General features: G+C 71.7%; 13 protein-coding genes. All 13 read right to left on the reverse strand.

The genetic code is table 11. The annotated features are described in order from the left end of the window. Positions 1-9 precede the first annotated feature (9 nt). The gene (locus tag L3i22_RS12545) at positions 10-5421 is read right to left on the reverse strand and encodes a beta-propeller fold lactonase family protein (RefSeq protein WP_221327135.1); all 5412 of its coding nucleotides are present in this window, start codon (positions 5419-5421) and stop codon (positions 10-12) included. Between the two features lie 277 nt (positions 5422-5698). Beyond that, complete coding sequence (locus L3i22_RS12550) at positions 5699-6019, reverse strand: hypothetical protein (RefSeq protein ID WP_221327136.1); 321 nt, start codon at positions 6017-6019, stop codon at positions 5699-5701. Positions 6020-6156: 137 nt separating this feature from the next. Beyond that, on the reverse strand, positions 6157-6960 hold the full coding sequence (locus L3i22_RS12555) for a helix-hairpin-helix domain-containing protein (RefSeq protein ID WP_221327137.1): 804 nt from the start codon (positions 6958-6960) through the stop codon (positions 6157-6159). A 182-nt stretch (positions 6961-7142) separates the two neighbouring features. Then, positions 7143-8495 carry an APC family permease gene (locus L3i22_RS12560; protein ID WP_221327138.1) on the reverse strand — a complete coding sequence of 451 codons (1353 nt, stop codon included), beginning with the start codon at positions 8493-8495 and terminating at the stop codon, positions 7143-7145. A 91-nt stretch (positions 8496-8586) separates the two neighbouring features. Next, a complete protein-coding gene (locus tag L3i22_RS12565; protein WP_221327139.1) occupies positions 8587-10446 on the reverse strand; it encodes an adenylyl cyclase in 1860 nt (619 codons plus the stop codon). Positions 10447-10629: 183 nt separating this feature from the next. Further along, positions 10630-11289, reverse strand: coding sequence for a class F sortase (locus L3i22_RS12570; protein ID WP_221327140.1), 660 nt, complete (start codon positions 11287-11289; stop codon positions 10630-10632). Between the two features lie 15 nt (positions 11290-11304). After that, positions 11305-11802 carry a hypothetical protein gene (locus tag L3i22_RS12575; RefSeq protein WP_221327141.1) on the reverse strand — a complete coding sequence of 166 codons (498 nt, stop codon included), beginning with the start codon at positions 11800-11802 and terminating at the stop codon, positions 11305-11307. Between the two features lie 281 nt (positions 11803-12083). Next, positions 12084-12650: a DUF2510 domain-containing protein gene (locus L3i22_RS12580; protein ID WP_221327142.1), complete on the reverse strand. Its 567-nt coding sequence runs from the start codon at positions 12648-12650 to the stop codon at positions 12084-12086. A 247-nt stretch (positions 12651-12897) separates the two neighbouring features. Next, on the reverse strand, positions 12898-13470 hold the full coding sequence (locus L3i22_RS12585) for an ABC transporter permease (RefSeq protein WP_221327143.1): 573 nt from the start codon (positions 13468-13470) through the stop codon (positions 12898-12900). Continuing rightward, positions 13467-13673, reverse strand: a complete 207-nt coding sequence (locus tag L3i22_RS12590) for a hypothetical protein (RefSeq protein ID WP_221327144.1) — start codon at positions 13671-13673, stop codon at positions 13467-13469. Before L3i22_RS12590 ends, L3i22_RS12585 begins: the two co-directional genes overlap by 4 nt. After that, positions 13670-14605: an ATP-binding cassette domain-containing protein gene (locus L3i22_RS12595; protein WP_221327145.1), complete on the reverse strand. Its 936-nt coding sequence runs from the start codon at positions 14603-14605 to the stop codon at positions 13670-13672. Before L3i22_RS12595 ends, L3i22_RS12590 begins: the two co-directional genes overlap by 4 nt. 145 nt (positions 14606-14750) lie before the next feature. Beyond that, entirely contained in the window at positions 14751-15386 is a 636-nt protein-coding gene (locus tag L3i22_RS12600; RefSeq protein ID WP_221327146.1) for a PadR family transcriptional regulator, read from the reverse strand. A gap of 37 nt (positions 15387-15423) precedes the next feature. Continuing rightward, positions 15424-16605, reverse strand: a complete 1182-nt coding sequence (locus tag L3i22_RS12605) for a serine hydrolase (RefSeq protein WP_221327147.1) — start codon at positions 16603-16605, stop codon at positions 15424-15426. Positions 16606-16761 lie beyond the last annotated feature (156 nt).

Here is a 16761-nt window from a genome sequence, read left to right on the forward strand (position 1 = left end):
GACTACCGGTCACCCCTCGGCGGCCTTCAGCACCGTGACCGCCCCGTCCCGCCCGGCCGTCACGTAAAGCCGCAGGCCGTCCGGCGACAGCGCGACCACCCGTGGGCTGTCGCCGACCTTGACCGTGGCCGCCAGCTTCTTGGTCTTCAGGTCCAGCACCGACAGGGTGTCCGAGCCCTCGTTCACCACGTAGGCGTGGACGCCGTCCGGCGACACGATCACCGCCTGCGGCAGCTTGCCGACCTTGTAACGCTGGGTGAGTTTGAGCGTCGTCGTGTCGTACGTCTCGACGGTGTTGACGTCGTAATTCGTTACCACGACTGTCTTCCCGTCCGGCGTGATCGCCACGCTGTGTGGCGAACGGCCCACCGACACGTTGGCCAGCACCTTCAGGGTCGCCGTGTCGATCACCGACATCCTGCTCGACTCGTGGTCCGAGGTGAAGGCGCGCTTGCCGTCCGGCGTGAAGTCGATCCAGTGCGGGTTCGGCGGGACACTGATCTGCGACTGCCTGGCCAGCGTCTCCCCGTCGTAGATCTCCACCCGCGCGCCGTTGTGGATCGGCAGCCAGACCCGCCCGTCCTGCGCGACCGCCGGCTCGAACGGGCGCGGCCCGGTCGGCACCGACGTGAGCACACTGCGCTTCGCGGTGTCGATCACCGCCATCGCGTTGGCGCTGAAGTCGTTCTCGAACATCGACACATAGAGCCGCGTGCCGTCTCCGGACAACGCCATGAACCGGGGCGTGTTCGGCACCGGGATCGAGCTCGCCTTGCCGGTCGTCGCGTCGACGAAGAACACGGCCTTGGCGCCCTGGTCAGCGACGTAGACCGTCCGGTTGTCCGGCGCGACCACGACGCCCTCCGGCTCCCGCCCGACGGCCTTGATCGTGTCCACCACGACCGGAACGCCGAGACTCGCCGGGATCGCCGCGGTCGGCTCCGTCGGGAGGGTGGTCGGCGCGGGCTGCTGGGTCACGGTCTGCGTCGGCGCCGCCTCCGGTCCGGGGTTGTTCTTGCGCCCGTTCGCGTAACGAATCCCCAGGTAGGCGCCGGCCGCGAGAATCAACGCGAGAAGCAGGATCCCGGCCACCCTGAGGCGCCGCCGGCCATGCGGCGGATTCTTTCCGTACGGGGCGTCGCCGCCCGCTACGCCCGGCGGACCGGCCGGTGGCTGCTGCCAGCTCGGCGAAGCCGGCCACCCGGCGGGCGAGGTCGGCCAGGCGTTGGCTCCCGCGCCCTGCCACTGGGGCTGCTCGGCGGGCGCTCCGGTCCAACCTCCCGGGCCGGGGACGACGGTGCTCTGCTCCCAGTCGCCCGGCCCGTCCCAGGTGACCCGGCCGGACGGCGATCCGGCGATCCCGCCGCTGGTCGGCGTGGCACCCGCCAGGCCGCCGGTCGGCGCCGGTCCGATCGGCGGGCCACCTGCTCTGGGCGAGCCGGCCAGGCCCGACGGGGGTTCCGCGGTCCCCGGCCAGCCGGTGTTCGGAACGGTCGTCTCGTCGCTCTGCTGCGCCGGGCGCGGCCAACCACCGGCCGCGGCCGCCGCGGATCCAGCCTCCCAGGAGGGCGCCTGGTGTCCGCCGGGCTGATTCGCCCAGGTCTCGTCGGGATCGCCGGCCCCCGGCCACTGCCCGGCATGGCCCGCATCCGTCCGCTGTTCCGGGAAGCCGGAGTTCGCGAGCGTCGTGTCCACCCCGGGACCGGGCCACTGTTCGGTGCTCGGCAAAGCTTCCGCCTGCTGCTCCGGGAAGCCGACAGGCGGTGGCATCGATCCCGGCCCGGCGCCAGGCCACTGCCCGGTGGTGCCCGCGCCAGGCACCGCCGACGTGGGAGCGGCGGCGGCTGCCGGTGGGGCGCTCGCCAGTGGCGATTCGGGAGCGGCGGCTGCCGGTGGGGCGCTCGACAGCGGCGATTCGGGAACGGCCCCTGTCGGTGGGGCAGTCGACAGCGGCGATACGTGATCGGTAACTGCCGGTGGGGCGCTCGACAGCGGCGATCCGGGATCGGTGGCTTGCGGCTCGCTGCTCGATGGTGTGGATGCGGCAACGGTGGTTGGCGGCTGCCATCCGAAACCGGGCTGGGCCTGGTCGAATACGCCGCGGCCCGCTGCCTGGTCACCGGGCCACGGTCCGGCGGGGGAGCTGGAGATCGACGGCGCGCTCTCGGATCCCGGGGCGTTGGGGATCCCGAAAACCGGCGCTCCGGTGGTCTCGTGGCCGTGGGCGGGCTGGAGGTCTCCGGACCGGTCCTGCTCGTGCGGCTGACTCGCCTGGGTGCTGGGCTGGTCGGCCTGCTCGTGCGGCTGACTCGCCAGGGTGCCGGGCTGGTCGGCCTGCTCGTCGGGGTGATCCGCCTGGTTGCTGGGTTGGCTCGGCGTCGACTGTGTGGCCAGCCAACTTCCGACGAAACCGCCGGCCGCGGCTCCAGCCGCTGCTACCCCGACCGTGCTCGCGTCGGAGCGCTTCTCGGCGTCGTCGGCGGACTGACGATCTGCCGGTTCTTCGAGGTTCGCGACTGCTTCCGTCTGCGCGACGGCAGACGGGACCGGCGACTCCTGGCCTTCAGCGGCCGGGTCGGGGCTGGTCCACTGGGTCTCAGGGGCGCTGGGTTGCCCGTTTCCGGTGCTACCGGGGCTTGTGGACGGGCCGCCGGAGGCGGCGTCGGACCAGGCCGGGGCGACGTTCGACCAGGTGGGTGCGGGCTCGGTCGCCTGCGGTTTGCCGTTCTCCGGCTGGTGGTCAGGTTCGAGAGGCTGGTGTTCGGTAGACGAAGTCTGCGCCGGTTGCGCATCCGTGGCCGGACCTGCGGCCGCGCCGGCAGCCTCCGCCGGGACCTCGGTCTCTGCTGGTGCGGTGAGAACCACCGGGAGCGCAGGTTCCACCGTGACCGCAGGCTCCACCGTGACCGGAGGCTCCGCAGGGACCGCGACGGCTGCCTGGGCCATCGGCGTCGCGGGCTCTTCCAGAGGCGCGGGCTCTGGCGGGGTCACGGGCTCTGTTTGGCTTGTGGGGGCTGCCGGGGCTGCCGGGGCTGCGGAGATCAACGGGGCCGCAGGTTCTGCGGGCGAGCTTGGCCACGGGCCGAGGCTCTCCGCGCTGGTAGCCGGTTCTGCCGGAGAGCCGGGCCAGATGTCCGCCGCCGAGATCCCTGCCGCTTCGGTGGGTGCGTTGTCGTGAGTGGGCTGTCGCTGGGCCGGGGGCTGGGGGCCGGCGTCCGGGACCTGGGCCCACCAGGTACCGCTCGGGCGGGACAGTTCCTCGGTGGCGCCGTTGGACCAGGAGGTGGCGGGGGTTCCGGGGCGGTGCGGTGCACCTGACCAGGGGCCGTGTGAGGCTTGCGGGATTGGTTCCGGTTCGGCTGGCGCCCGATTCTGAGGGCTGGGCTGCGCTGGAATCCCCGGGTACGGCACGGCGGAGGTGGGCCTGTCGGAGGCCGACACACTGCCGGACGGGACACCGGGTGACGGGGCACCAGATGACGGGATGCCGGGTGACGGGGCGCCGGAAGACGGGATGCCGGGTGACGGGAAGCCATATGAGGGGACGCCGGAATTCGGCGCGTTGGAGGTTGGTGCGTCGGGCCATGGGTCGACCGGGGTGCTCAGCGGCTGCTGATCTGCCCACGGCGCGCTCGGCGGTCCGGAGGCCGGCTGGTTGGGCCACCGTTCGGTGGGTGCGTCCGAGGTCGGCAGGGTGAATGCCTGGCCGGGCGGTGCCGGCTGCGGGGGAGGTTCTGGATAGGCCAGTGGCTGGCCGGGAGGGGCGGAGCGGCGTGGCTGGGCCGGGCCTCCGGGCTGGGTGCCGGGCCAGTTCGGCTGCGGGCCGACCGGCGCGCCGGGCCAGACGGGCTGGCCTGCGCTCGGCGCACCAGACGTGGGCTGGGCGGCAACCGGGGCGCCGGACCTGGGATGGGCGGCAGCCGGGGCGCCGGACGTGGGCTGGGCGGCTGCCGGGATGCCGGACGTCGGCTGGGCGGTGACCGGGACACCAGAGCTCGGCTGGGGGTTGCCGGTGGCCGAGCGGAATCCGGGCGCGCCGGCAGAGGGCGCGGCAGCGAAAGGCGTGGCGAGTCCGGGTGCGGCGGCAAGGGGACCGGCGCCTCCGGGGGTGGCGGCGAGGGGGCCGGCGGCTCCGGGGGCGGCGGCGGCAGCGGATGGGGTGGATCTGGGGGTGGCGGGGGTAAACGGCCCGGCGGAGTCGGGTGTGGCGGGGGCCGGGGAGCTCAGGGCGGGGGAACCCAGGGCCGGAGAACGCAGGGCGGGGGAGCTCAGGGGCGGGGAGCCCAGTGCCGGGATGCCCGGGGGCGGGGAGTCCGGGGCCGGGATGCCCTGGGTGGAGACCTCGCCGGTGACGGACAGGTGGGCGGAGCCGGCCGGGCCCTCCACGGTCACCTCGGCGGTCAACCGGCCGGCCGTCGGGAGCCAGGAGACCCGCAGCTGGTCGCCCTCCAACGTGGCGCGCACGGCGTCGACGGACGTGACGATCCGGGACGCGGCGATCAGCGGCGGGCCGGTGACCGCCACCCGTACGTCCAATTGTTTGCTGCCTGGAGCGACGCGGCCGAAATCGATCGCCGCCTCCGCGAGTCGGAGGGAGGTGCGGCGCAGCGCCGCGGTAGCGGCGGCGGCGACGCGGTCGTTGCCGGTGGCCAGGCGGGCCAGGGTGGTGCGGGCCTGGGCGGCCTGGCTCAGATCGGTGCCGGCGGCCGTGGCGGCCAGCTCGGCGATCAACCCCATCTGATCACTGCCGGGCTTGCGCACCTTGGACACGAACGGCTGGCGGCCGGATCCGAAGACCCAGTGGCGTACGGACGGATCCCGCTCCAGCAGGTGGTCGAAGACCTCGTCGATCCCGGTGTACCCGTCCCGGTTCCGGTCGGCGGCGCCGCTCCGGATGCCGTCGGCGAGCAGGCCGGCGAACGTGGGCGGCTCGGGCCGGGCCGCCGCCGTGATCACCACCCGGCTGCGGTCGCCCGCGGCGCGCGCGGCGGGGAAGTAGGCGCCGGCGTCGACCGGGCCGCCGGTGCGCCCGTCGAGCACGATGACGACCTGGCCGGCCAGGCTGCGATGGATCAGCGCGTCGAGCCGGGTCACGTCGACGGCGGTGTCGGCGGGACGCTGCATGACGGTGTCCGGGGTGGCCAGGTAGAGGCCACCGCTGGGGCCGGTGAGCAGGATGCCGCGGAAATAGACCAGCAGGCTGTCCGCCCCGGTCCGGCCGTCGCACAGGGCCTGCAACCGTTGGTAGACGTCCCAGGTCTCCGGATCCTGGAGGAACTCCACGTCGAATCCGCCCAGACCCGGGTCGCCCAGGGCGGCGGCGAGAGTTCGCACGTCCGCCGATGGCACCGCGTATCTGCGCAGGACCGGATCGTCATGGTGCTCGACCGTCACCACAACTGCCAGCCGTCGCCCGCTCATCGCATCACCCTCGGTCCATGGTGCGACGTTCGGAGCCGAGCCGGAACCCCTGGATGATTACGAACTGTCCGCGGGTGATGACCTTGCGTTGTTGATCTTTGTCGGGTTCCGGCCGTTGTGCGGCGATCTAGCTGGGCCGATGTGGTCTTGGACGGGCTTCCCGGGCGGTTCGCGGCGATGTGCCGTTTTCACCGGATCCGGGGGTGTCGGGGATCCGTCAGACGGTCACACCGGGGGAGGGGCTCCGTCGGGCGGTCACGTCGAGGGAGGGGATCCGTCAGACGGTCACGTCGAGGGCGCGGCCGAACGGCAGGTCCTTCTTGGTCTGCGTGGCCTGTACCGTCCGCTCCTGCGCGACGGCGGCACTCTCGGCCTGCACCGCGGTGGCGGCGACCTTTCCGGAGACGACGTCCCGGCCACCCTGGAGGCGGGCGAGCTCGGCCTCGGCGGCGGCGACGGCCGCGCGGTCGGCGGTGATGGTCTGCGCGTCGGCCTGTACCGGGATCAGGTCCTGGGCCAGCTGACGGCGGGAGGCCTGCAGCCGCGCCCAGGCAGCCTGGCTGTCGGACGACGACGCGGTGGCGGTGATCGTGGTCATCGGGACCTCCTGAAGAACTTGCTGGCAACCGGACAGCCCCTCACATCGGCGGGGGCGCTCCTGACTTGCTACTTCTTCAGGGTCAGTTTTCGCGACAACGTGGATCCGGCCCCCCGGAGGAGGCCGGACCCACCCGATCAGTTGGTGGTGCCGGCCAGTTCGCGGGCCTTCGCGGGCCAGGTGACCAGGCTCGCCGAGCCGCGCATGCCGGCCGCCGCGATCGCCTTCTTGAGGTCGGTCGCGTCCGAGTCGGCCAGCCGCGAGTAGGTGGTGATGCCGGCCGCGGCGAGGGCCATGGCGACCTTCGGGCCGATGCCGGGGATCTTGGTGAGGTCGTCCGGCTCGTGGACGTGCGCCGGCGGGAACTCCTCGACCGGGCCCGCGGCGGGCTCGATGATCGGGGACGCCTCCTCGGCCTCCTCGGGGATCGGCTCCTCGAAGAACTCCTGCACCGGGGCGGGCTCGGCGGCGACGGGCTCGGCCGCGGCGACCGGCTCGGGGGCGGCGACGGGCTCGGGGGCCGCGACGGGCTCCGGGGCAGCCACCGGCTCGGGAGCGGCGACGGGCTCGACGACCGCGACCGGCTCGACCGGCTCGTCAACCGCGACGGGCTCGGCGACCTCGGGCTCGGCGACCACGACCACGGGCTCGGGCTCGACGACCTCGGCCGAGGCGGCGGCCGGGACGACCCGCTCGGTGACGGTGTCGTCCGCGGAGGTCTCCTCGGCCGACTCCGGCGAGGCGACCGGGGCCGCGTCGATGACGGCGATGGACTCGGTGGACTCGGTGGACTCGACGACGGCGATCGGAGCGATCTCCTCAGCCGGCGAAGCAACCGAGTCGGACTCCTCCAGGGCCGACGAAGAGGCCGAAGAAGGGGCCGAGGTCGAAGAGGTGGAGGGGGCGGGAACGGTCTCGGTCGTCGCAGCCGGCGCAGCCACCGCGGGAGCCTCAGCCCCGTCGCGGCGACCACGAATGAACCATCCAGCTATCAGGCCGATCACGAGCCCGGCCACAAGGGAGAGAATTTCAGCCATATCGGGCCTCCGGGCAGGAGATGAGGGTGCATGTGGTAGCGGGCAGCTTCGCACATCACCATCAGTAGCCACGAGCAGGGTGCTCACTATGACGAATGGGTGGGATCGATTCGGGGTGCGGAACGGTGCACCGCGTACGTGATCGCCCACAGCACCACCCCGATCAGCAGCAGGATCCCGGCCACCTGATAGTCGGCGGCGGCCCGTCCACTGAGTGGGCTCGCCAGGAACGCGCAGGCCACCGCTCCGAGCACCGGGATCACCGTCGGCGCACGGAAGTGCCGGTGCGGGACCGGGTCCCGGCGCAGCACCAGCACCGCCACGTTGACCACCGTGAACACGCAGAGGAGCAGCAGCGCCGTGGTCCCGCCGAGCGCCGTCAGGTCGGCGAACCAGATCAGCCCGAACGCGATCAGCGTGGTGAAGACGATCCCCACCCAGGGGGTACGCCGGGACGGGTGCACCCGGCCGAGGATCCGCGGCAGGACGCCCTCGTTCGCCATGCCGTACAGCAGCCGGCTGGCCATCATCATGTTGATCAGGGCGCTGTTGGCCACCGCGAACATGGTGATCCAGGCGAACAGCCAGAGCGGGAACCCGGGCGCCCCGGCCTGCACCACCTTGAGCAGCGGGGTCTCGCCCTGACCCAGGTCGGCGGGCGGGACCAGGGCGACCGCCGAGATCGCCACCAGGACGTAGATCACCCCGGTCACGCAGATGCCGGTCAGCATCACCTTGGGGAAGGTCCGCGAGGGGTCCCGGGTCTCCTCGGCCATGTTGACCGAGTCCTCGAAGCCGACCATCGCGAAGAAGGCGAGCGCGGTGCCCGCGGTCACCGACAGCACCACGCTGTCGCCGGGCGGCGTGTTGAAGTCGCCGAGCCGGCTCAGATCGCCCTTCCCGGCGCCGAGCGCCCACGCCGCGACGCCGATCACGATCAGCAGCCCGGTCAGTTCGACGCAGGTCAGGACCACGTTCGCCTTGACGCTCTCGCCGACGCCGCGGAAGTTGACCAGCGCGATCAGCGTGACGAAGCCGAGCGCGACCACGGTCGGGAAGGAGTCCAGGTGCACGGCCGAGCCGAAGTTCCCGGCGAACGCCTTGGCCGCGCTGGAGGCCGAGGTCAGCCCGGAGCACATCACCGCGAACGCCACCATGAACGTGAAGAAGTGCAGGCCGAACGCCTGGTGTGTGTAGAGGGCGGCGCCGGCCGCCCGCGGATACTTCGTCACCAGTTCGAGGTAGCTGAACGCGGTCAGCAGGGCGACCACGAAGGCCACCAGGAACGGCAGCCAGACCGCGCCGCCCACCTCGTTGGCGACCTTCCCGGTCAGCGCGTAGACGCCGGTGCCGAGGATGTCGCCGATCACGAAAAGCAGCAGGAGTCCTGGCCCGATCACCCGATTGAGCGACGGTTCGGTGCTGGTCGCGGCAGTCATCACCGGGGATTACCCGTACCGGAAACAGAAAGAAACGCGGTGGTCACCCTCCGGAAGGAGGGTGACCACCGCATGGTTCAAAAGATCATCATTACGGTACGGCGGGGTACTGGTTGACGTACACCGGAACGCCCACCTTGGTGGTGTCCGCCGCGTCGCCCACGCCGTTGACGACGTGGTCGATCACGCCGGCGCTCAGGTTCACCGTCATGATGTGGTGCAGCTGCACGCCCGGTCGCTGCGGAGCCTCGAAGCCGTTCTCGGTGTGGATCGACGGGTTGTTCTGGTTGAAGACGTAGACGCCCGCCCCGTACAGCTGGTGGGTCTTGACCTTGTCCCCGACCTTGTAACCCGCGTAACCCTCGACCTTGCCGTTCATCCAGTCGGCCTGCGTCGGCGGGTCGTACGGCAGTTCGTTCTGGTAGAGCACCGTCGTGCCGCCGTTGCCGTTCCAGACGGTGTTGTACTTCTGGAAGTGCTCGACGAACAGGCCGGTCGCGGTGACGTCGTCACCGTTGATGATCGCGCCGTACGTGCCGATGTTGGTCTTCCACCGCTCGGTGTCGCCACCGGTGAAGCCCTCGACGCCGTGGTCGGCGCGCCACACCCAGGTGTGGTCGATCAGCACGTCGTCGCTGTTGACCTCGAGCGCGGTCGTGGCCTTGCCGACGTGCGGGCCGCCGACGCGGAAGTACACGTCCTGCAGCGTGGTCGGGTTGTTCGGCTGGGTCAGGAAGCTGTGCCCGCCCCGGCCGACGCGCAGCAGCGCGGACGACTTCTGCGAGCCGGCGTCGATCGAGATGCCGGCCACGATCACGCCGGGCACGTCCTCGATCTGCAGCGGGGTGGAGCCCTTGGTGGCGGTCAGCGTCGCGTGGCCGATGCCCAGCACCACGGTGTTCGGCCGCCAGATGTCGATGCTGCGGTCGATGTCGTAGACACCCGGCGTGAACAGGATGTTCTTGCCGAGCGCGGCGGCCAGGGAGATCTTCGCGGCGGAGTCACCGGGCTTCGCGACGAAGAAGTCGCTCAGCGGGATGTTCCGTCCCGGGGAGTCCCAGGTGACGCCGGCGGTGTCGCGCTGCGCGGCGGCGACGTGGACCTGGTAGCTGCCCTTGGCGTCGACGAACAGGTACGGCTTCTCCCGGCTGACCGGGGTCTTCGCCAGCGTGGTGTAGGGCGGGTTCGGGAACGCCGAGTCGTCCGGGGCGCCGATGACGCCCGAGAAGACCTGGTTCCAGACGCCGTTCGACCAGCTCGTGACCTCGCTGTTGCGGGTCAGCCACTGCTGCTGCGACCCGTTCACGATGGTCTGCGCCTTGGAGTCGGCGATGAAGCCGCCGGAGGCGTACTGCGGGCCGGCCGTGCAGTAGTCCATCAGCGACAGGGTGCCGTTGTTGAACTGGGTGCGGCGCAGCGAGACGGCCTGCGAGACGGCCCAGAAGTTGGCCGTCTGCCGGCAGCCGTCCTGGCCCGCCCCGTTGATGTTGACGGTCAGGTTGCCCACGGTCCGCCAGAAGTTGACCAGGGCCAGGCAGTTGCTGGTCCCGTCGTTCTCCAGGCAGCGGTTGTAGGTCTCGACCTTGCCGTTGATCACCACGTCGCCCGGGTTGGCACCCAGGCCGGCGATCTCGGTGTAGTAGCCGACCTTGATCTGCAGCGGCTGCGCGTCGGTGCCGTAGGTGCCCGGCTTGAACAGGAACGCGTAGCGGTCGGTGCCCATCTCGTTGCCGACCTGCTTGGCGTTCACCGCGTCCAGGGTGGCCTGGATCTGGCTGACCGGCATGCTCGGGTCGAAGACGGTGACGTTCGCGCCCAGGCTGGGCGCGGAGGTGGAGGTGTGAGCGGCGGCCGGCGCCGCTTGCGCCGTCACCGCCGTGAGAGCCAGGCCGAACGCGAACGCGCCGGCGGTGGTCCGGCGAAGCGCGGTGCGCCGGCGGGTGGAAGTCATGCGAAGGAGCCCCTTCCGAAACAAGATCGCAATGATCCAGGTCACGGAAGCAATCGGTCCGCCTCCATGTCAAGTGGCGTCCCAGCGCATACACCCGTCAATGCGGGCAAGCCGCCCAGGTTCCGGAACCATGTTGCCCGTTCGGGCCGGAACCGGTACCGAGAGCGCTCTCTTTCACCGGCCCTATGGCGTTGCCGTCGCGAAGACCACGATGTTGCTCCGATAGCTGCCCCGGTCGCGGTCGAACGAGCCGCCACAGGTGATCAGGCGCAGCGACGGGGTGGGCGTCGAGCCGTAGACCTCCTCGCTGGGAAAGGCCTTCTTCAGGTAGCTCGCGACTTTGACGACGGTGAAACGCACGACGGTACGGTCGGAACGCCGTACCGCGATGGTGTCGCCCACCTTGAGTTCGCGCAGGCGGAAGAAGACCGCCGGGCCGTCCCGCGCGGTGTCCACGTGCCCGACCACGATCGCCGGGCCGGGGTCACCCGGCGCCGGCGAGCCCCGGTACCAGCCGGCCGGCGCGTCCGAGCGCAGCGGCGGAGTGTCCAGGGTGCCGTCGTCCCGCAGGCCGATCGCGGTGATCGGGGTGTGCACGCCGATCGCCGCGATGTCCAGCCGGGTCGGTGGGCCGCGCTTCGCCGCCGGCTTCCGGGTCGCCGTGGTGGCGCTCGGCGCGGGGACGTTGTCCCAGGTCAGTGCCGCGGCCTCGGGCGGCGGGAGGGCGTCGTCGGTGAACAGGCCGAGCACGGTGACGGTGGCGCCGAGAACCGCGAGGACCAGGGAGAACGCCGCGGCGCGCGGATTGCGGATCCGGAGCGGGGAGCGCGGCGGCAGCGACATGTGGTGGCTACGCCGTCAGTCGCGCGCCGCGCGGCCGATCGCGAACCGCGCCGTGACCAACGCGGCCACCAGCAGGAACACCCCGGCGACCAGCAGCGACGACCGGCGCCCGGTCAGCCCGGCGCCGCCGCCCGCGTCCACGCCGCCGGCCGGTGTCGCCTTGGTGGTGGCCGGCTTCGTGCTGGGCTTCGGGCTGGGCTTCTTGCTCGGCGTGGCCGACTTGGTGGCCAGCGGGGTGGTGGTCGCCGGCGCCACGTTCTTGTCGCCGTCTCCGGTCGCCGAGGCGGCGGGCGACGCGGGCCCGGTCGTCTTCGGCGACAGGGTGCCCGGCCCGGAGACCGGTGGCAGCGTCTCGGCGGACCCGCTCGCGCCGGGCGCGGCCGTGGTCCGGTCGTCGGCGGAGGTGTTCTGACAGAACGACAGGGTGAGGGCGAGCAGGATCAGCAGCAGGGCTGCCGCGGCGAGCGCGATCAGCCAGCTCCGGCGTCGATCTGCCGCCGCGTGTTCGGCCATCGTGGACCTCCCCGGGGACGCCGGCCGGGCAGTGGGACCACGTCAGCGGGAGCCTGGCACGGCCCGCGCCGTATCCATCCATGATCGTTCACTGCCTTTGGTATCCATCAGGTACCCAATCCGGACGGATTTCAAGTCCGTTCGGCGGCCCTCGGCCCCTGTCCGGTCGCCGACACCGGATCCGGGCTGCTCGGCGACGGTGCGAGGGACCGGTGCCGCAGACCGGATCCGTGCTGCTCGGGCGGGGTCGGCGACGGGCCGGTGCCGGCGACGGGCCGGGGTCAGCGCAGGAGCAGGGCGTAGACGACCAGGGCGGCCAGGATCACCACGGCCAGGGTGGACAGCAGGAGCGGGTGGGTCAGCAGGCCGGCCGCGTGCCGGGCGGTCGGGCGCCGGTCCGGGTCCGCCGGGCTGCTCCCGAACGCGGACAGGGCGTCGGCGGGGGAGAGCGCCGGGTGGTCGTTGGTGAGGAACATCGAGGCCGGCGACGTGCCGCCGTCGACCGGTGGGATCGCGTAGTCGATCTGCTCGGCGGCCGGGGCCGGGAGGCCGCCGCCCGAGGCGGTCGCGGTCCGCGTCGCGGGGAAGGCCGCGCCAGCGGCGCCGGTCGACTGGACGGCGAAGATCTCCGCGGCGTCCGGGTCGGTGGGCACCACGGTGTGCGCGCCCGGCACCAGCGGGCCGGACGGCGCCGCCTGCGGGAAGTAGCCGCCGAGACCCGCGGTCGGGGGAAGGACGGCGGGGCCGGGCTGGAGGTGCTCGGTCCACTGCCGCCCGTCCCACCAGCGGGTCGCGGGCAGGCCACTCGGGTCGGCGTACCAGCCGGCAGGCTGCGCGGGGCTCGTCATCGGTGCGGTCTCCGTTTCCGTTCCGGTCCAGGGACGGCCGCATCATCGGGCCCCGCGCGCCCACCTTTAGAGAAGTCCGCGGTGACGAGCACGACGCCCTGGGGTTTTTCGGTAAACCGCAACCACCCTCGGACGTCGCCCTTGCGGGGTCTCGCGTTCTTGGCGCCCTGGCGCCCTGCGAGACCCCGGAAGGGTCCCCGCGGGAGCGACGATCTGCACCCCAGCGGACATAGGCAATAAAAAGCCTTTAAACAGATTTTTGGTACGCGCGGAACGTGCGCGTCGAGAGCACCACCATCACTCCCGCCAGGAGCAGCAGCCATCCGCCGCGACTGGCGACCACGCCCCAGTCCGGGGTGTCCCGCATGGCCGCGCGGGCGGCGTCGAGGGTCCAGTTCACCGGGTTGAAGTCGGCGATCCGGCGCATCCAGGACGGCATCAGCGTCGACGCCATGAACGCGGACGACAGGAACGTCAGCGGGAGCAGCAGCAACGTGTTGATCCCGATGATCGTCTCGCGCTGCCGGACCAGCATGCCGACGGTGTTCGACAGCGCGCTGAAGATCGTGCCGAGCAGCAGCGCGGAGACCATCAGCACGAGCAGGCCGAGCGCGCCGCCCGGGTACGCCGCCCCGGCGGCCAGCCCGAGCAGGATGATCGCCGCCACCTGCACGGCGGTCGACAGCGCCTGTTCGAGCACCATCGCGTTCATGATCGCCCCGCGCGCGACCGGCGTGGTGAGCAGCCGGTTCATCGTGCCGCGCTCGATCTCATCGAGGACGCCCATGCCGGACCACATGTTCGACGACACCGCGGTCATCGCGACGACGCCCGGGACGATGTAGTCCAGGTAGTCGCCGCCGCCGAAGCCGGGGATCTCGACGACCTTGCGGAACAGGTGCCGAACAGGAACAGCCAGATGGCCGGCTGGATCAGCATGATGACGATGAACGCGGGCTGCTTGACCAGCACTTTCAGCCGCCGGGCGGTCATCCACCAGGTGTGTGCGACAAGGGTTGTCATGCCGCGTACCTCCGTCCGGCGTGCCGCAGGTAGACGTCGTCCAGCGACGGGCGCGCCACGGTCACCGTGGCCACGCCGATGCCCGCGGACTCCAGGGCGGCGAGGGTTGCGGGGACGGCGGCCGCGCCGTCGTCGGCCCGCACGCTCAGCGTCCGCCCGTCCAGGGCGACCTCCCGCAAGCCGGCGACGTGCGAGATCGCCTGCCGCGCCTGCGGCTCGTCCGGGGGAAGGCGCAGTTCCAGGTGTACGGCGTCACCCCGCAACTCCCCCTTGAGCTGCGCCGGCGTGCCCTCGGCGACGATCCGCCCGCCGTCCACGATGGCCAGCCGATCGGCCAGCCGGTCCGCCTCGTCCAGGTAGTGGGTGGTGAGCAGGATCGCCATCGACTCGTCGGCGGCGAGCCGGCCGATCTCGGTCCACATCTCGGCGCGGCCCTCCGGGTCGAGCCCGGTGGTCGGCTCGTCGAGGAACAGCACGTCCGGCTTGTGGACCAGGGCGAGGGCCACGTCGAGACGCCGCTGCATGCCCCCGGACCAGCCGCGGACCACGCGATCCGCGGCGGCGCCGAGGTCGAAGCGCTCGATGAGGTCGTCGACGCGCTTTCCCCGTACGCCGAAGATCCGCCCTTGAAGTGTGAGGTTGTCGCGTCCGGTCGCCATCGGGTCCAGGGCGGACCGCTGCGGGACGACGCCGATCACCCGGCGCACCCGGTCCGGGTGACGCAGCACGTCGTGGCCGGCCACGGTGGCGCTGCCGGAGTCCGGCCGGGCGAGCGTGGTCAGGATCTTGACGGTGCTGGACTTGCCGGCGCCGTTCGGCCCGAGCAGGCCGAACACCTCGCCGGCGCGGACCGTGAGGGTGAGGCCGTCGAGGGCCCGTACCCCGCCGGGATAGGTCTTTCGTAGATCTTGTGCCGTTACGGCGTCACTCATGGTGATCCTTCGCGAGATCGCCACGGGCCGTGTCCCGGTTATCCTGGTTGCTGCTATACGCCTCGGATGAGCCGGGCCGTTCCCGCGGCCGGTTGATGGGGCATGGCCCCGGCCGGTGTTCCCGCACCGGCCGGGGCTTCTTTCCTTACGTCTCCGACATCAGGCCGGAGAGGTCGTCCGGGAGTTCCCCGGTCTCGTGGATCTGCCGCCAGGCGGTCATGCCCGGCATCCGGCCCTCGCGCAGGTCGCCGAGCAGCCCGGTGATCCAGGTGACCTCGGCCTCCCGCATGGCCAGGCGGAATTCCGCCTCGACCAGGAAGAGCCGCGGCACCTGGTCGACCAGGCCGCGCAGTTCGAAGCGCATCCGGTCGTTCTCCACGGCGAGGATGGCGAGTCGCTGGGTGAGCAGCTCGATCACCTCGTCGGGCGGGAGCACGCCGACGACCGAGAGGGCCGCCTGGAGCTTCGGAAACTCCGGCTCGGGGGTGCCGACCAGCTCACGCACCCAGTCGGACATCTCGTGCCGGCCGGCGTCGGTCAGCCGGTACACCGTGCGCTCGGGTCGACGGCCTTCCCGGACCGTCTCCGTCGCCTCGATGAAACCGTGCTTCTCCAGGTTCTGCACGACCGTGTAGAGCGAACCCCACTGGATCTTGATGTCCTGATCCTTGCCGAACGCCTTGAGCTGCGCGGCCATCTCGTAGGGGTGCATCGGCTGGATGCTCAGCGTCGCCATGATGTGCAACCCGAGCAGGTTGCCCACCTTGCGTCGCTTCGCCATGTGCGCTCCCTCGCCTCCGAATGCTCGTAGCCGAGTATTACGCAGCCGAGCAACCCAGCGCAACGGTCAGAGCGGACAACGCGGCTACTGTCTCCTCGTCCAGATCGGGATCGTCGGCCGTCGGCCACGCGCTGGTCTTGGCCACCACCACGTCCGCCTCCGGATCCACCCAGAGCATCTGCCCGTGGATCCCGAGCGCCGCGAACGCGCCACCGGGCAGTGTCCACCAGTGGTTGGCATAGCCGTAGTGCGACGGATAATCCGCCGGCAGGGTTCCGGGCCGCCGCTGGTCCCGGCTGCGATCAACCCACTTCGACGGTACGACGTAACGCCCGCCCACCTCGCCGCCGTGCGCCATCAGCAGCCCGATCCGGGCCAGGTCCCGGACCGAGCAGTTGAGCGACGCCCCGCCCAGCGCGACCCGCGGCTTACGCCGGGTGAGCACGTGGAACGCGTCGTGCTCGGCCCCGATCGGCGCCCACAGCCGGTCCGCGGTCCACGCCGCCAGCGACTTCCCGGTCGCCGCCTCCAGTGCCCAGCCGAGCACCTGGCTGTCCATCGTGGAGTAGTTGAACAGCTCGCCGGGCGGCGCGGCGCGCGGCACCGAGCGGGCCACGTCGAGCAGCGACCCGCCGGCGGTGACCGCCCGCTCGAAGGCGACGATCGCCGAGTCCGGGTCGTCGTAGTCCTCGGAGAAGCCCGCGCCGCTGGTCATCTGCAGCAGGTGCTCGATCGTCGCCCCGTCGTACGCGGTGCCGGCCAGCTCCGGGCAGTAGGTCGCGGCCCGCTCGTCGAGGGCGAGCGTCCCCTCCTCGACGGCGATCCCGACCAGGATCGAGGTGACCGATTTCGTCACCGAGAACAGCTGGAACCGGGCCCGCGGCGAGGCGAACCGCCCGGGGTACGACTCGTGCACCAGCACGCCCCGGTGCAGCACCGCGAACCCGGTGGTGAACGTCCGGCGATGCAGGTCGGCCAGCGTGCGCCGGATCCCGCCGTGCCGGTAGGCGACCTCGGCCAGCCCGCGCGGCTCGGCCCGCAGCGGCCGCGGGGCGCCGGCCCGGGGCACCGGCTCGCTCGGCAGCAGGTGCGACAGATGGGTGAAGGTCCACTCGTTGACCGGCCGGGACGTCAGGATCCCGGTCTGATGCCGCCACAGCCACACCGCGCCGGTCGCCCCCGCGGCCAGCGCCCCCGCCCACGCCACACGTCTCCGCATGCCAGTCCCCTCTCGTGGTCACGCGCCGTCAATTCTGGCCTACGCGGGCCCGCGCCGGAGGGATCGGGAGAAGCCGCGCGTCGAAATTCCGATATCAACCCAGAAGGCGGGCATAAGTCGCACGGGATGGCCCTTGCGAATAAACAGGTATCGACG

Origin of the sequence: Actinoplanes sp. L3-i22, assembly GCF_019704555.1 — a bacterium.
Taxonomy (GTDB): domain Bacteria; phylum Actinomycetota; class Actinomycetes; order Mycobacteriales; family Micromonosporaceae; genus Actinoplanes.

Coding starts and splice junctions, on each gene's coding strand:
- L3i22_RS12585 (WP_221327143.1), bottom strand. CDS start 13,470: ATGACCGCGGTGTCGTCGAACATGTGGTCCGGCATGGGCGTCCTCGAT.
- L3i22_RS12595 (WP_221327145.1), bottom strand. CDS start 14,605: ATGAGTGACGCCGTAACGGCACAAGATCTACGAAAGACCTATCCCGGC.
- L3i22_RS12565 (WP_221327139.1), bottom strand. CDS start 10,446: ATGACTTCCACCCGCCGGCGCACCGCGCTTCGCCGGACCACCGCCGGC.
- L3i22_RS12590 (WP_221327144.1), bottom strand. CDS start 13,673: ATGACAACCCTTGTCGCACACACCTGGTGGATGACCGCCCGGCGGCTG.
- L3i22_RS12605 (WP_221327147.1), bottom strand. CDS start 16,605: ATGCGGAGACGTGTGGCGTGGGCGGGGGCGCTGGCCGCGGGGGCGACC.
- L3i22_RS12570 (WP_221327140.1), bottom strand. CDS start 11,289: ATGTCGCTGCCGCCGCGCTCCCCGCTCCGGATCCGCAATCCGCGCGCC.
- L3i22_RS12550 (WP_221327136.1), bottom strand. CDS start 6,019: ATGACCACGATCACCGCCACCGCGTCGTCGTCCGACAGCCAGGCTGCC.
- L3i22_RS12575 (WP_221327141.1), bottom strand. CDS start 11,802: ATGGCCGAACACGCGGCGGCAGATCGACGCCGGAGCTGGCTGATCGCG.
- L3i22_RS12600 (WP_221327146.1), bottom strand. CDS start 15,386: ATGGCGAAGCGACGCAAGGTGGGCAACCTGCTCGGGTTGCACATCATG.
- L3i22_RS12580 (WP_221327142.1), bottom strand. CDS start 12,650: ATGACGAGCCCCGCGCAGCCTGCCGGCTGGTACGCCGACCCGAGTGGC.
- L3i22_RS12545 (WP_221327135.1), bottom strand. CDS start 5,421: ATGAGCGGGCGACGGCTGGCAGTTGTGGTGACGGTCGAGCACCATGAC.
- L3i22_RS12560 (WP_221327138.1), bottom strand. CDS start 8,495: ATGACTGCCGCGACCAGCACCGAACCGTCGCTCAATCGGGTGATCGGG.